The 14,980-nt window shown below is 73.6% G+C and carries 10 protein-coding genes and 2 tRNA genes; 1 reads left to right on the plus strand and 11 read right to left on the minus strand.

Going from position 1 to position 14,980, the window contains the following annotated elements; genetic code table 11:
• Nucleotides 1-13 precede the first annotated feature (13 nt).
• Together AB0F52_RS17375 and AB0F52_RS17380 are read right to left on the minus strand one after the other, a co-directional pair.
• Nucleotides 14-85: transfer RNA gene (locus tag AB0F52_RS17375), tRNA-Val, on the minus strand.
• Between the two features lie 38 nt (nucleotides 86-123).
• Nucleotides 124-198, minus strand: a tRNA-Val gene (locus tag AB0F52_RS17380).
• Nucleotides 199-366: 168 nt separating this feature from the next.
• Between AB0F52_RS17380 and AB0F52_RS17385 the strand changes: the two genes are divergently transcribed.
• The gene (locus AB0F52_RS17385) at nucleotides 367-1,812 is read left to right on the plus strand and encodes a DHA2 family efflux MFS transporter permease subunit (protein WP_360172031.1); all 1,446 of its coding nucleotides are present in this window, start codon (nucleotides 367-369) and stop codon (nucleotides 1,810-1,812) included.
• Nucleotides 1,813-1,887: 75 nt separating this feature from the next.
• Here the strand turns inward: AB0F52_RS17385 and AB0F52_RS17390 are convergent, their stop codons facing one another.
• The 9 genes from AB0F52_RS17390 to AB0F52_RS17430 all read right to left on the minus strand — a co-directional run bounded on the left by AB0F52_RS17390 (nucleotide 1,888) and on the right by AB0F52_RS17430 (nucleotide 14,969).
• Nucleotides 1,888-5,211 (minus strand): serine hydrolase, encoded by a 3,324-nt coding sequence (locus AB0F52_RS17390; RefSeq protein ID WP_360171292.1) that lies wholly within the window; start codon nucleotides 5,209-5,211, stop codon nucleotides 1,888-1,890.
• The gene (locus tag AB0F52_RS17395; RefSeq protein WP_360171295.1) at nucleotides 5,208-6,164 is read right to left on the minus strand and encodes an ABC transporter ATP-binding protein; all 957 of its coding nucleotides are present in this window, start codon (nucleotides 6,162-6,164) and stop codon (nucleotides 5,208-5,210) included. The genes AB0F52_RS17390 and AB0F52_RS17395 overlap by 4 nt, the downstream gene beginning before the upstream one ends.
• Before the next feature lie 73 nt (nucleotides 6,165-6,237).
• Nucleotides 6,238-8,118, minus strand: a complete 1,881-nt coding sequence (locus tag AB0F52_RS17400) for a dipeptide/oligopeptide/nickel ABC transporter permease/ATP-binding protein (protein ID WP_360171298.1) — start codon at nucleotides 8,116-8,118, stop codon at nucleotides 6,238-6,240.
• A 1-nt stretch (nucleotide 8,119) separates the two neighbouring features.
• Nucleotides 8,120-9,100, minus strand: coding sequence for an ABC transporter permease (locus AB0F52_RS17405; protein WP_360171301.1), 981 nt, complete (start codon nucleotides 9,098-9,100; stop codon nucleotides 8,120-8,122).
• On the minus strand, nucleotides 9,097-10,689 hold the full coding sequence (locus tag AB0F52_RS17410) for an ABC transporter substrate-binding protein (RefSeq protein WP_360171304.1): 1,593 nt from the start codon (nucleotides 10,687-10,689) through the stop codon (nucleotides 9,097-9,099). The genes AB0F52_RS17405 and AB0F52_RS17410 overlap by 4 nt, the downstream gene beginning before the upstream one ends.
• Nucleotides 10,686-11,576: a serine hydrolase gene (locus AB0F52_RS17415; protein WP_360171307.1), complete on the minus strand. Its 891-nt coding sequence runs from the start codon at nucleotides 11,574-11,576 to the stop codon at nucleotides 10,686-10,688. The genes AB0F52_RS17410 and AB0F52_RS17415 overlap by 4 nt, the downstream gene beginning before the upstream one ends.
• Entirely contained in the window at nucleotides 11,573-12,958 is a 1,386-nt protein-coding gene (locus AB0F52_RS17420; RefSeq protein ID WP_360171310.1) for a serine hydrolase domain-containing protein, read from the minus strand. Before AB0F52_RS17420 ends, AB0F52_RS17415 begins: the two co-directional genes overlap by 4 nt.
• A 17-nt stretch (nucleotides 12,959-12,975) precedes the next feature.
• A complete protein-coding gene (menC, locus tag AB0F52_RS17425; protein ID WP_360171313.1) occupies nucleotides 12,976-14,079 on the minus strand; it encodes an o-succinylbenzoate synthase in 1,104 nt (367 codons plus the stop codon).
• Nucleotides 14,076-14,969 carry a GNAT family N-acetyltransferase gene (locus AB0F52_RS17430; protein WP_360171316.1) on the minus strand — a complete coding sequence of 298 codons (894 nt, stop codon included), beginning with the start codon at nucleotides 14,967-14,969 and terminating at the stop codon, nucleotides 14,076-14,078. Before AB0F52_RS17430 ends, menC begins: the two co-directional genes overlap by 4 nt.
• Nucleotides 14,970-14,980: the final 11 nt, after the last annotated feature.

The raw sequence follows: 14,980 nt of genomic DNA on the forward strand, positions 1-14,980 counted from the left end.
CCAGCGATTCTCGTGGGCGATACTGGGATCGAACCAGTGACCTCTTCGGTGTGAACGAAGCGCTCTCCCCCTGAGCTAATCGCCCGTGGTGCCAACTTCCCACGAAATCCGGGGGTGGACTCGTGGTGCGCGATACTGGGATTGAACCAGTGACCTCTTCCGTGTCAGGGAAGCGCTCTCCCGCTGAGCTAATCGCGCGCTGCGGAACTCCGTGTTGAGACAGAGCATATCGGACGCCTCGCGGGGCCGTGCGGGGGGTCCGGTGTACCGAAAACCGCCTGACAGGAGAGGTCCGAAACGGGCACACTGCGAAGGACGTCCGTGTTCGGCACGGCCGTCCCGGCCGACCAGGAGAGTCCCACCCCGATGACCGAAACCGTGTCCACCCCGCCCGCCGACGTGAACCGCCCCCCGGCGCGCTCGGGACTCCTCATCGGGGTTCTCGTGCTTTCCGCGTTCGTGATGATCCTCAACGAGACGATCCTGAGCGTCGCGTTGCGCGACCTGACCGTCGACCTGCGCGTGCCGACGACCACTGTGCAGTGGCTGACCAGCGGGTTCCTGCTGACGATGGCGGTCGTCATCCCGACGACCGGGTTCCTGCTGGAGCGGTTCTCGCCGCGGCAGGTGTTCCTGTTCTCGCTGTCGGCGTTCAGCCTGGGCACGCTGCTGAGCGCGCTCGCGCCCGGCTTCGGGCTGCTGATGGCCGGGCGCGTGGTGCAGGCGTGCGGCACGGCGGTGATGCTGCCGCTGCTGATGACGACGGTGATGCGGCTGGTGCCGCCGGAGCGGCGCGGCGCGACGATGGGCACGATCACGATCGTCATCGCGGTCGCGCCGGCGATCGGGCCGACCATCGGCGGCGCGGTGCTGTCGTCGCTGGGCTGGCGCTGGATGTTCTGGATCGTGCTGCCGCTGGCGGTCGCCGCGCTGGTGACCGGGGGGCTGCTGCTGCGCATCGACGGCGAACGCCGTCAGGTGCCGCTGGACGTCCCGTCGGTGCTGCTGTCCGCGATCGGGTTCGGCGGCGTGCTGTACGGCTTGTCGTCGAGCGGGGAGCAGGCCGGGGCCGAACCGCCGGTGCCGGGCTGGGTGCCGATCGTCGTCGGGGTCGTGTCGCTGGCGGCGTTCACCTGGCGGCAGCTGCGGCTGCAGCGCCGGGACCGCGCCCTGCTGGACCTGCGGCCGTTCACCCACCGCAGCTTCGTCGTCTCGCTGGTGCTGACCGCGTTGCTGTTCATGTGCCTGATCGGCGCCGCGGCGATCATGCTGCCGCTGTACCTGCAGACGGTGCTGCACACGAGCACGTTCGTCAGCGGGCTGGCCGTGCTGCCCGGCGGGCTGGTGCTGGGGCTGCTGGGCCGCCCGGTCGGCGCGCTGTTCGACAAGGTCGGCGGCCGCCCGCTCGTCATCCCCGGCGCGGCGGCGATGGCCGCTTCGCTGTGGCTGTTCGCGGTGCTGGGGCCGGATTCGCCGCTGATCGCGGTGATCGGGATCCACGTGCTGATGATGGCCGGGCTCGGGCTGATGATGACGCCGCTGTTCACCGAGTCGCTCGGCTCGCTGCCCGAACACCTGTATTCGCACGGCAGCGCGATCCTCTCGACGCTGCAGCAGGTCGCGGGCGCGCTCGGCACCGCGGTGTTCATCAGTGTGGCGACGCTGGGCAGCCACGACGCGACGGCGGCCAGCCCGGACGGCTCGGGCCTGCGGGCGGCGTTCATCCTCGCGGGAGTCATCGGGCTGGTCGCCTTCGCGGGCAGCTGGCTGATCCGGCGCGGGCCGGCCACACCGTCCACTTCGGAGCACTGAGCGAAGGTCCCGCTTCCGCTCGACGAAGGCCGGGGGCAGGCCCGCGAGCGGAAGCGGGAGTTCGGAGAGAACGGACTACCCGGCCTCGACCTGCGGGGTCGCGCGGACACCGCAGTGCAGGTACCGCTCCCCCGTCGGCAGCGTGTAGAACGTCGCCGAGATCCAGGACCGTGCGCCCGGCTCGCGGAAGGCGAACTGGGGCCCGCCGATCGGGACCAGGTCGTGTTCCGTCGTCGGTTCCGGGACCAGCGCGGCGATCGGGCCGGTGATCGTCTGCCGCATCCGCAGGCCCGAGTCCCCCTCGAAGACCTCGATCCGCATCGACGCGCGCTCGTAGACCCCGAGGAACTCCGCGAAGTCCACGGACGGCGGGGTGGCGGCCGGCGAGATCGGGCGGGGCATCGCCACCCCCGCCAGCTCGGCGAAGATCTCGCGGTAGAGCTCCTCGTACAGGTCGCGCGTGTTGCCGCCGTTGGTGAGCAACGTGACGGCCAGGCCGTGCGAGGGCAGCAGCCGCAAGAACGCCGACTGCCCGATCGTGTTGCCGTCGTGGCCGATGACGCGGTGGCCGTCCCAGTCGAAGCGGATCCAGCCGAGGCCCCACGAGTCGCCGAGGGTGTGCTTGTCGGGCATCTCCGCCTGCCACTCGGTCATCGCCGCCGCCGACGCCTCGGACAGCACGTCGCGGCCGCCGGCCAGGTGCATCCGCGCGAACGCCAGGACGTCCGCCGCCGACGCCGTGATGAGCCCCGCCGGGCCCGCCGACCGCGGCAGGCCCCACGCCGGGGCCGGTTGCGGCTCACCCTCTCCGGCCGCGACGTGGCCCATCGCCGCGCGGTGCAGCAACGCCTCCTCCGGCAACGTCCCCGTGTGGGTGAGCCCCAGTGGGGTGAACAGCCGCTCGCGCAGCGCCGCGTCCCAGGTCAGGCCGGTGAGCTGCTCGATCACCCGGCCCACCAGCACGAACCCGGAGTTGCAGTAGGACAGCGTCGCCCCGAGCGGGTGGTTCTGCGCGACCTCCTCCAGCAGGCCGACGAACTTCTCGATGCAGTCGTCGCCGCGGCCGGTGTCGGTGAAGACGTCGCCGTCGATGCCGCTCGTGTGGGTGAGCAGGTGCCGCAACGTCACCTGCTTGGTGACGTCGGGGTCGGCCAGCCGCAGCTCGGGCAGCACGTCGGCGATCGGCGCATCGAGCTTCAGCAGGCCCTCGTCGACCAGCTGCATCGCCACCGTGGCCGTCCACACCTTGGTGATCGAGCCGATCTGGAACACCGAGTCGTCGGTGACCTCGACGCCGGTGGCGGTGTTCAGCACACCGTGGCTCGCGAGCACCTGGTCGTCGCCGCGGAGGATGCCCAGCGACGCACCGGGAACGCGGTACTTGCGCGCGAGGGCGGCCAGGCGCCGCCGCCAGTGCGCGGCGTCGAGCGGCACCCGCGCCGGCTTGCCCGGCTCCCCCGCGTGCTGCTCCACCCAGTCGGCGATCCGGCGGTTGAAGTCCCGCCGGTGCGACGGTTTTCCGCCGAGGATGAACAGGTGGGACGCGCCGGGGTAGAGCACCAGGCGGGTCGGCACGCCCTGCTCGCGCAGCGCGGTGAACCACTGCTCGGCCTGCCCGGCCGGGCACCGGTCGTCGGCGGCGCCGTGCACCACCAGGGTCGGCGTGCGGACCTTTTCCACCTGGGACAGGGGAGAAAGCGCGCCGTAGTGCGCCCGGTTCTCCGCCGGGATCGCGCCGAGTTCGGAGACGCCGAGGTAGTGGCCGCTGTCGGACGTGCCGGCCATGCTGACCACGTCGCTGACGACCCCGCCCGCGACCGCCGCGGCGAACCGGTCGTCGCGGCTGGTGAGGTAGCAGGTCATGTACCCGCCGTAGCTGTAGCCGGCCACGGCGAGCCGGCGCGCGTCGGCCACGCCCTCGGCGACCAGGTCGTCCAGGGGCTCGAGGAAGTCGCCGGCGTCGGCCACGCCCCAGGCACCGACCGCGGCGGTGTAGAACGCTTCGCCGTAGCCGTCGCTGCCCCGCGGGTTGAGCAGCAGCACCGCCCAGCCGCGCGCGACGAGCTCCTGGTGGTAGAGGTGCACGGCGTCGGCGGTGCCGTTCCACGCGTTGTGCGGGCCGCCGTGGATGTCCAGCAGCAGCGGCCGCGGGCCGGTGCGGGCGGGGTCGCGCAGCAGCCAGCCGGCCACGACCGTGCCGTCGGAGATCGTGAACTCCCGCTCCTCCGAGACGAACGGCTCGAGCTCGCCGGGCCCGTGCGCGGTGCGGACGTCCACCGCTCCCCCGGTGACGGCGACCGTCGCGATCTGGCCGTAGGACGTCGGGGTGGCCAGCACGATCGCCGCGGCCTCCCCGGCGACGGCCATCCCCGTCACGGCGGTCCCGGCTCCGCCGGCGACGAGCCGCGGCTCACCACCTTCGGCGTCGACCGCGTACAGCTGCGTGTACCCGCGGTCGCGGGCGCAGAACAGCACGGTGGCGCCGGAAAGCTGCGGGAGCGCGCCGGGGTAGCCCGCCCCGCCGGGCATGACGTTCCGGTCCAGCGGCGCGGCCAGGTCGGTGGTTTCGCCGCCGTCCACCGGGATCCGCAGCAGCCCGAGGTGCCCGGGCGCGGTGTCGCGGCGGCCGACCGCGAGCAGCGCGGCGCCGTCGGCGGTCCAGGTGACCGCGCCGCACATGCCCTCGGCCGAGCCGATCAGCCGCGGTTCGCTCGCGCGGTCACCGGGCTCGACGACGTACGCGCCGGAGCGGAAGGTCAGGTCGGTGTCCGCCTCCGGTCCCGCCGGGAAGGCCAGCCGCTCGCCGTCCGGCGACCACGCGGGGTCGCCCGCGTGCCAGTCCCCCGACGTCACCTGCCGGACCTCGCCGGTGGCGACGTCGAGGACGTGGACGTGCTTGCGCAGGGTCCGCAACAGCCCGGCGCCGTCGGCCTTGAAGTCGAGCCGGTCGGCGACCACCGCGGCACCCGCGCGGCGGGTCCGGGCCGCGTCGTCCTCACCCTCGTCCGCGGCGAGGTCGACGGGGGCGGCGAAGGCGATCTCGGCACCGTCCGGCCGCCAGACCGGGGTCCCCGCGCCGAGCGGGAGCGTGGTGACCTGCTCGGCCTCGCCGCCGCCGGTGGGGAGCAGCCACAGCTGCGCCGGGCCGTCCTGGGCGCGCAGGAACGCGAGCCGCGTGCCGTCGGGCGACCACGCCGGCTCGAGGTCGGCCGGGCCGCGGGTGAGCCGGCGCGCCTCACCGGATTCGGTCGAGACCAGCCACAGCGAGCGGGTGTCCTCGTCCCGGTCGCGGTCGGCGGTGCGCAGCACGTACGCGATCCGGCTGCCGTCGGGCGAAATCGCCGGGTGCTCGGGGAACTCGAGGGCGTACAGGTCGTCGGTGCCCGGACGTCGGGTCATGCGGATCTCCTCGTGGGATGGCTCGCGGCGTAGTGGCACGCCGCGGAGTGGGGCCGGGCCGCCGCCTCGTCGGCCGGGTCGGCGGTGAGGCAGCGGGTGCGGTCGGCGTGCACGAGCGGCCCGATCGGGCAGCGCGGGTGGTAGCGGCAGCCGGCCGGCGGGTGGTGCGGGTCGGCGGGTTCGGTGTCGGCGAGCGTGTCGGCACCGGTGTCGTCGAGCAGGCGCCGGTGCGCCGACGGCGCGGCGGCCAGCAGGTCCCGCGTGTAGGGGTGCTTCGGCTCGGTGAGGACCTGCTCGGCGGGCCCGGCCTCGACGATCCGGCCGAGGTACATCACCGCGACGACGTCGCTGACGTGCCGCACCACGGCGAGGTTGTGCGAGATGAACAGCATCGACAGCGCCAGCCGCCGCTGCACGTCCCGGACCAGGTTGAGCACGGCGCCCTGCACCGAGACGTCGAGTGCGGAGGTGATCTCGTCGGCGACCAGCACCTTCGGCCGCCCGGCCAGCGCCCGGGCGAGCGCGACGCGCTGCCGTTGCCCGCCGGAGAGCCGGCCGGGCAGCGCCGCGGCACTGCCCGGGTCGAGGTTCACCAGTTCGAGCAGCCGGTCGACCTCGGCCCGCCGCTCGGCCCGGGACGGGCCCGGCGGCATCGCCTCGGTGATGGACTCGCCGATCGCCATCCGCGGGTCCAGCGACGAATACGGGTCCTGGAACACCATCTGCAGCGGACGCCGCCGGGGCAGCCGCCGCACGTCGACGCCGTCGAGCAGCACCCGGCCCGCGCTGACCGGAGCGAGTCCCGCGGCCGCCCTGGCGAGGGTCGACTTGCCGGAGCCGGATTCGCCGACCAGGCCGACGACCTGTCCGGAAGGGACGGTCAGGCTGACGCCGTCGACCGCGGTCAGCTTGCCGTAGCGGACGCTCACCGCGTCGAACTCCAGCGCACTCATGCGCACGCCTCGCTGACGCTCGGCGCGGCCTGAGCGGAAGGCGCAGTGTTGAATGATTCGTTCGCAGGCTCTCTCATGCGGCACCCTCCTCATGGGACTGTCCGGAAAGGACGGTGACCTGCGGGTGCCAGCAGGCGACCCGGTGGCCGTCCGCGGCCGGTTCGAGCACCGGGTCTTCGGTGCGGCAGCGCTCCGAAGCCAGCGGGCACCGGGCGGCGAACGCGCAGCCCTCGGGCACCTGGTCGGGTTCCGGCGGGCGGCCGGGGATGACTTCCAGGGGCCGGTCGCGGTCGGTTTCCAGGTCGACCGTGGTGGCCAGCAGCGCCCGCGTGTACGGGTGCCGGGCCGGGCTCCCGGTCGGCAGGTCCTCGACGATCCGGCCGGCGTACATCACCAGCATCCGTTCGCACGTCTGGGAAACCACGGCGATGTCGTGGCTGATCAGCAGGATCGCCGCGCCCTCGGTTTCGCGCGTGCGGGCCAGCAGGCGCAGCACCTGCCGCTGCACGGTGACGTCGAGGGCGGTGGTCGGCTCGTCGGCCACGATCAGCTTCGGCCGGCCCATCAGCCCCATCCCGATCATCGCCCGCTGCCGCATGCCGCCGGAGAACTCGTGCGGGTACTGCCGGGCGCGCCGCTCGGCGGCCGGGACGCGCACCGCGGCCAGCCGGTCCACCGCGCGGGCGAACGCCGCACGCCGCGACAGGCCGTGGTGCTGCTCGGACACCTCGGCCAGCTGGCCGCCGACGCGGCGGGCCGGGTTGAACGACGTCATCGGGTCCTGGAACACCATGGCCAGTGCCGTGCCGAGCTCGCGGTCCGACGCCTCCGCCAGCGGTGTCCCGGCGAACTCGAGCCGGTCGGCGGTGACCACGCCGGGGGCTTCGACCAGGCGGGACACGGCCAGCGCGGTCAGGCTCTTGCCGGAACCGGACTCGCCGACCACGCCGATCGCTTCGCCGGCCCGGACGCTGAAGCTGACTCCACGCACCGGGACCGTCCACCCGTCCGGGCCGGGGAACGCCACCCGGAGGTTCTCCACCACGAGCACCGCGTCCGCGGGCGGCTGCGCGAGCGCGGGCCGCGCCGCCGGCAGCGGTGGTGCCCCACGCCTCCTCGCGCGGGTCCGGACCCCGACCACCGCGGCGACCGTCTCGCCGACCAGGTTGAACGCCAGCCCGGCGAGCACCACCGCCGCGGCGGGGGCGAGCGCGGCCGCGGGGTTGACGTAGATGCCGTCCAGGCCTTCGCGCAGCAGCCGTCCCCAGTCGTAGTCCGGTGCCTGCACGCCGATCCCGAGGAACGACAGCCCGGCGAAGGCGAGCAGCGCCGAGCCGGCCCCGATGGTCGCGTTGACGACGAGCGGCTCGCCGATGTTCGGCAGCACGTGCCGGGCCAGCAGCCGGACCCGGCCGACCCCGGCGATCCGCGCCGCGGCCACGAAGTCGCGCCCGCTGACCGACGCCGAGAGCGTCTGCACGAGCCGCGCGAACGCCGGCGCCATCGCGAAGCCGATCGCGAGCACCGCGCCGTGCGTGCCGACGCCGAAGATCACCGCGAGGAACAGGGCCAGCAGCAGCCCGGGGAACGCGACGGCGATGTCGACGACCGCCGTGAGCAGCCGGGCCACCCGGCGGGGCAGCACGGACGGCAGCGTCCCGAGGACGACGCCGGTGCCGGCGCCGATCGCGGTGGCGAGCACGGCGAGCCCGACCGAGAGCCGGGTCGCCACCAGGGTGCGCAGCAGCAGGTCGCGGCCGAGGGAGTCGGTGCCGAACGGGTGTGCCCCGGACGGTCCCTGACCGATCGCGTCGGTGTCGATCGCGGCCGCGCCGTCCCCCCACAGCAGCGGCGCCAGCACCGACAGGACGACGACCAGGGCCAGCAGCACCGCCGAGCACACGCCCACCGGCGTGCGCAGGGCCGCCGTCCACACCGAACCGCGTCGAGCCATCTCACGCCTCCCGAATGGCCGAGCGCGGGTCGAGCAGCCCGAGCACGACGTCGACCAGCAGGTTCACCAACAGCACGCCGACGCCGTAGACCAGCACGATCCCCTGGACGAGCGGGTAGTCCTTCTGCAGGATCGACTGCACGATCGTCGAGCCGAGGCCGGGCCAGGCGAACACGTTCTCCACCAGCACCGTGCCCGCGACCAGGCCGGTCAGCATCAGCCCGCCCAGCGTCAGGGTCGCGGTCAGCGCGTTCGGCAGCGCGTGCCGGACGTAGACCAGCCGCGCGGGCAGCCGCTTCGCCCGCGCGGTGCGGACGAAGTCGGCGCCCAGCACGGACAGCAGCTCCACCCGGACCATCCGGGCGAGCACCGCCGACGGCCCGGTCGCCAGGGCGGCGACCGGCAGCACGTACGCGCTCGCGTCGTCGCCGCCGGCCACCGGGAACCAGCCGAGCCCGACCGCGAACAGCGCCACCAGCGCGACCGCCACCAGGAACTCCGGCACGGCCGCGAGGAAGACGCTCACCGACGTGAACGCCAGCTCGCTGCCCCGGCGGCGGCCGCCGCGGGTCAGCACCGCGAAGACGACGCCGACCGGGATCGCGACGGCCACCACGACGGCGAAGGCGGGGATCGCCAGCTGCAGGGTCGCCGGCAGCCGGTCGCCGATCACCTGCGTGACCGGCTGGCCGCTCGCCATCGACGTCCCGAGGTCGCCGGTGAGCAGGCCGCGCAGGTAGTGCCCGTACTGCACCCACAGCGGGTCGTCCAGGCCGAGCTCCAGCCGTTTCGCCCGCACCAGGTCGGCCGGGGCGGTCATCCCGAGCGCGGCGCGCACCGGGTCGCCCGGCACCAGGTGGATCATCAGGAAGGCCGCGGTGACCAGCGCCCACAACGAGACGGCGAACCGGGTCAGCCGCCGGGCGGCGAACGCCGGCCACGGTCCGCCGCGCAGGCGGGCGGGCGCCGCCGCGGTGGTCATCGCGCGTACATCCGGATCGACGACGGCGTGACGCTGCCCTGGCTGACGTCGAACCGCGAACCGCTCGCGTAGTACGGCACGACGGAGTCGATGTAGGGCACCACGTCGACGCGTTTGACCAACGCGGTCTCCGCGGCCTGCCAGGCCGGGCAGCTGGCCTCGCCGCTCATCGCGGCCGCCTGCTTCACGCCCTGCTCGTATTCCGGGTTGGCGATGTGGCCGAAGTTCGTCCCGTCCGGCGCCGCCGGACCGGACACGAACGGCACCAGCTGGCTGGGCAGGGTGAGCCCGACCGGGCCGAGGGAGACCTCCCACTCGCCGGTGCCGAACAGCACCTGGGACAGCCCCGGGCTGTCGACGGCCTTGAGCGTGACGTCGGCGCCGAGGGATTTCCACGTCTGCTGGGCCAGTTCGGCGGTGGGCGCCATCGTCGGGCCGAGCTGGGTGCCGTAGAGGACGGTGAGCGCCAGCCGCTTGCCGCCCTTGACGCGCACGCCGTCCGGGCCGGCCTTCCAGCCCGCACTGTCCAAAGCGGACGCGGCCGCCGCCGGGTCGTGCGTGGGCAGGTGGCCGGTGACGGTGTCGCCCGAGCAGGCCTTCGGCTCGGCGGTGACCAGGCTCTGCGACGACTTGCCGGTGCCGTTGGTCAGCACCTTGCCGAGCTGGGCCAGGTCGAGGGCCTGGGTGAGGGCGCGGCGCACGGACTCGTCCTGGCCGGGGCGCCCGGCGGCCTGGTTGTAGAAGATTTCCCCGAGCGGCGCGAGGAAGTCCGCGTGGTAGAGCTTCCGCGCTTCCAGCCGCTGGCGGTCCGGCCCGTTGATCTGGCTCGCGTTCAGCTCACCGGAGAGCAGCAGGTTCGTCGCCGTCGAGGTGTTCGGGATGACCCGGGCGACGACCTTGTCCGGCAGGCCGGCCTGCTGCGCCTTCCAGTCCCCCGGACCCCACGTGTAGTCCTTGCGGCGGGTGAACGTGTAGTGGTCGTTCGGCACGATCTCGGAGACGGCGAACATGCCGGTGCCGCTGCCGCCCTTGGCCAGGAGTTTCCGGTCGGCCAGTCCCTTGCCGCAGACGATCGGCAGGCCACCGGCGTTGCGGAGCAGGAACGCGTCGGGCGCGCCGCTGGTCACGGTGACCGTCCGGGTGGCTTCGTCGGCGGTGGCCTTCGTGCCGGGCGAGATCGTCAGGCCGGCGAAGGGCGACTTGTTCGCCGGGTCGCCGACGAACCCGATGTTCGCGGCGACGTCGGCGGCGGTCAGCGGAGTGCCGTCCGCGCAGGTGATGCCGGGCCGCAGGGTGAACGACGCCGTGGTGGTCGTGGCGTCCCACTTTTCGGCGAGCGCGGGCAGCGGCTTGCCGTCGGGGGTGAGTTCGAGCAGCGAGTCGTAGAGGAACCGGTCGACCTGGCCGGTCACCGACAGCACCGACATGTGCGGGTCCAGGTTGCCCGGGTCGGACGCGATCCCGAGGGTGAACGTCTTGCCGTCGGCCAACGCGCCGCCGGGCGCGCCGGCGCCACCCGGTCCCCCGCAGGCCGTCGCCGCGAGGGCGAGCGCGCCGAGCAGGACCACCGCCGTCCGTGTCTGGGTCATGGGGTTTCCTTCCGCAGGTGGTCCACGGCGAGGCGGGCGGCCTTGCCGATCGCCGCGTCGATGGCGGGTTGCCGTTCGGCCAGGGAGTTCGCGCGGGTGAAGACCGCGACGGCGAAGCGGCGGCCGTCCGGAAAGGACACGACGCCGGCCTCGTTGCGGACCGCGGGCAGCGTGCCGGTCTTGGCCGCGACCGCGACGTCCGAGCCGAAGCCGGACGAGAGCCGGTGCGGCCAGATCTGCCGGGCCATCATCGAGCGGACCCGCTCGCACGCCGCCGGCTCGGCGGCGCGGTCGGTCCACACCGCGTCGAGCAGCTCGGAGATCTCGCGCGGGGTGGACGACGTCGTGCGCGCGGGGTCCAGCACCGCGAGCTTCCACGTCTGCTCGGCGGTCGCACCCGCGAACACGGCGTCGACGTCGGCGTCTTCGGGCGCCCCGACGTCGGCGAGGACGGAGGCGAACAGGTCCTCGCAGCAGCCGATCAGCCGGGTGCGCCGCAGGTCCAGGTCGGCGAGCAGGCGGTCGACGGCGTCCTGGCCGATCCGGTGGTAGACGACGTCGGTGGCGGCGTTGTCGCTCATCGTCAGCATGAACAGCGCGAGGTCGCGCCAGCTCAGTTCGACGTCGTCGGCGCAGCCCGCGGTGCCGATGCCGCCGATGCGGTAGCGCGGGCCGACGCGGGTCCGGGCGGTCTCGTCCAGCCGGCCCGCGGCCACTTCCCGGGCGTAGGCGACGGCGACCGGGATCTTGAACACCGACGCCAGCACCACCGGGTCGTCCGCGCCGACGGCGACCTCGGGTCCGCCGCCGATTTCCCGCGCGTGCAGGAAGCCGTGCGCGCCCACCGCGGCGAAGACCCCGGCGATCTCCGCCTCGACGCCGCTCACGCGGTCACCCGCCGATCGGCCCGGCCGGTGTGCAGGTACAGCGCGCGGCCGGTGCCGTCGTCCCCGACGAAGGCGTACGGCACGTACATGCCCTGCATCGGCTCGGCCAGGATCAGCGTGTCGCCGTTCAGCGCGACCAGCTCGATCTTCTCCGGCTTGGCCAGCTCCGCGAAGATCCCCTTCGGGACGCGCTCGACCCAGACGCGGCCGTCTTCGTCCTGGCTGACCACGATGTCCGCCACCGACGACGAGTACTCCCCGACGTACCGCGAGGCGTCGAAGCGTGGCGCGGCCGGGTCGGGCACCGGCGGCGCGGCCAGTTCGATGCCGGTCAGCTCGCGCAGGACGTGCCCGATCACCTCGGTGTAGACGGCGATCGGGTCGCCGCCGTTGGTCAGCAGGGCCACCGCGACGCCGTGCTCCGGGGCCACGCGCAGGAACGCGGACTGGCCGATCGTGCCGCCGTCGTGGCCGACCACCTTGCCGCCGGGCGAGTCGAACAGTGACCAGCCGAGACCCCACGCGTCGCCGAAGATACCCAGGTCGGGCAGCTCCACCAGGCGTTCCCGCATGGCGCGGGCGCTGTCCGCGCCCAGCACGCGGGTGCCGTCGGGGCCTTCGCCGTCCTTCAGGTGCATCGCGGCGAACGTGACCAGGTCGCGCGGCCGCATGGCGAGCATCGAGCCGGCGGGGGCGTTCGACGGCGCCAGCGCCCAGGTGCCGGCGGGTTCCGGGTCGGCGCCGGGCGCCGGCGTCAGGTGGCCCAGCGCGGCCCGGAACCGGATCGCCTCGTACGGGCTCGGCGCCGCGTGCGTCAGGCAGAGCGGGGTGAACAGGTGGTCCTGGAGGCATTCGCCGTAGGTCTTGCCGCGCAGGACTTCCACGATCCGGCCGAGCACGCAGAACGCGGCGTTGTTGTAGGAGAACATCTCGCCGGGGGCGAACAGCTGGGGCACGTCGCCGAGGGTCGCGACGTACTTCTCGATGCAGTCGGCGCCGCGGCCGGTGTCGGTGAAGATGTCCCCCTCGAACCCGGCGGTGTGGCACATCAGCTGCCGGACGGTGATCCGTGCGGCCGCGTCGTCGTCGGCGAGGACGAACTCCGGCAGGTACTTCCGGACCGGCTCCTCGATGTCGAGGGCGCCTTCGTCGACGAGCTGCATGGCCAGGGTGGTCGTCCAGACCTTGGTGATCGAGCCGATCTGGAACACCGAATCGACGTCCGCTTCGACGCCGGTGCCCGTGTTGAGCACCCCGGCGGCGTGGTCGACGATCTCGCCGCCGGCGTACACAGCGACGGCCGCGCCGGGCACGTGGTGCTCGGCCAGCAGGGCGGGGAGCCGGGATTCCAGCCAGGCGGAAAGTTCGGGGAGTTTCGGCATGGGGACCTCTCGTTTCGCTAGGCGAGCCAGGACTTCGCGGTGGTCACCTCGGCCAGCCGCTCCGGGATCGGCGTGACGCCGAGACCGGGCCCGGACGGCACCGGCAGCCGTCCGGCCTCGAGCACGAACGGCTCGGTGATGTCGGTGCGGTAGAACCGGTCCGACGCCGAGGTGTCGCCGGGCAAGGTGAACCCGGGCAGCGACGCCAGCGCGACGTTGGCGGCCCGGCCGAGCCCGGTTTCGAGCATCCCGCCGCACCAGACCGGGATGCCGTGCGCGGCGCAGACGTCGTGCACCCGCCGCGCTTCCAGGTAGCCGCCGACCCGGCTCGGCTTGATGTTGACGATCCGGCAGGCGCCGAGCCGGATCGCGGCCGCGGCCGACGCCGCCGACACGACGGTCTCGTCCAGGCAGATCGGCGTCCGGAGGTGCCGGGCCAGTTCGGCGTGGCCGAGCACGTCCTCCTCTTCCAGGGGCTGCTCGATCAGCAGCAGCCCGAACGGGTCGAGCCGTTGCAGCTGCGGGACGTCCGAGAGCGTGTACGCGGTGTTCGCGTCGACTTGCAGCAGGATGTCGTCGCCGAAGCGTTCGCGGACCGCGCGCACCGGCTCGACGTCCCAGCCGGGCTCGATCTTCAGCTTGATGCGGAGGTACCCGGCGTCGAGGTAGCCGCCGACGACGTCCACCAGCTGCGGGATCGAGTCCATGATCCCGACCGACACCCCGCACGGCACGGAGTCCGTCGTGGACCCGAGCGCCGTGCCGAAGGACAGGCCGTGCGCTCGCAGCTCGGCGTCGAGCACGGCCATTTCCAGCGCGGCCTTGGCCATCCGGTGGCCCTTGACCTTCGCCAGCAGCGGCGCGACCTTGTGCGCCGTGAGGTCTCCGGCGGCGAGGAGGGCGGGCACGAGGAAGGCCTGCAGCACGTGCTCGACGCCGTCGATGTACTCCGACGAGTAGAGCGGGCCGGCCATCGCCCCGCACTCGCCCCAGCCTTCGCCCTCGGACGTCACCACGCGCAGGAGCAGCAGTTCGCGCGCGGACTGCGTCCCGAACGACGTCCGGAACGGGGCCACCAAGGGCATCCGCACGCGGAGGAGTTCCACACCGGTGAGTTTCACGACGAAGGCTCCTTGGTGAGCACGTACCAGCCGGCACGATCGAATCCGGTGACCGAGGCGCCGCCGGCGAGCAGGCCGCCGAGGACCTCCCGCAGTGCGACGCGCCACGCCCGGCCCTGGTCCGGGTCGGTGCGCCGGAGCGCCTCGATGTCCGGTGGGACGGCGACCAGCACCACCGGCGCGTCCGCGGCACCGGTGACCGGGCCGCCGTCCGGGCCGGCCGCCAGCGCGACGGCGGCTCCCCGGGCCCGCAGCGCCGCCGCGTCCACCCGGTCCGGCCGGCCGGCGGCGGCCGTCCGCACGGACGGGCTCGCCAGGTCCCAGGCGACCATGAGGCGGTCGGTGTCGCCGGTGCCGTTGATGCCGTCCTGCATCGGGCCGTAGAAGTCCGGCAGGTAGTGCGCCGGGCGGGCGGCGAGCTTGGTCAGGTTGAAGTGCGCGTTGCGGCGCACCAGCGGGTCGAACGTCCAGGAGATCTCCGCGACTCCCTGGCGCAGCGCCCACGCGCGCTGGTGCAGCTTGAGCGCGAAGCCGATGCCGCGGCCGTGCCCGGTGGTCGCGACCCCGGCGATGTGGCTGTGCAGTCCTCCCTTCGCGGGCTCGCCGAAGAACCCGAAGCAGGCGCCGAGCAGCTCGGGTCCGTCGAAGGCCCCGGCGACGTAGTTGCCCGCCGAGGCCATCGCCCGCAGCAGTTCGGCCGTGACCAGGGGGTTCCCCGGTGCGGGCCGCCAGATCGATTCGAAGAGCCGGGACACCGCGGCCAGGTCGGCGACCTCGGCCAGGGTGCGGATCCGGACGCCCGAGGCGAGGGCGGCACCGGCCGCGGCGGCGGCTGCCTCGTCCCGCAGCGGCGGGGCTGTGTTCGTCACGACTTCTGTCACGCCCACCATCCTTTCCGGAC

The sequence above is a fragment of the Amycolatopsis sp. NPDC024027 genome (assembly GCF_040638975.1).
Taxonomy (GTDB): domain Bacteria; phylum Actinomycetota; class Actinomycetes; order Mycobacteriales; family Pseudonocardiaceae; genus Amycolatopsis.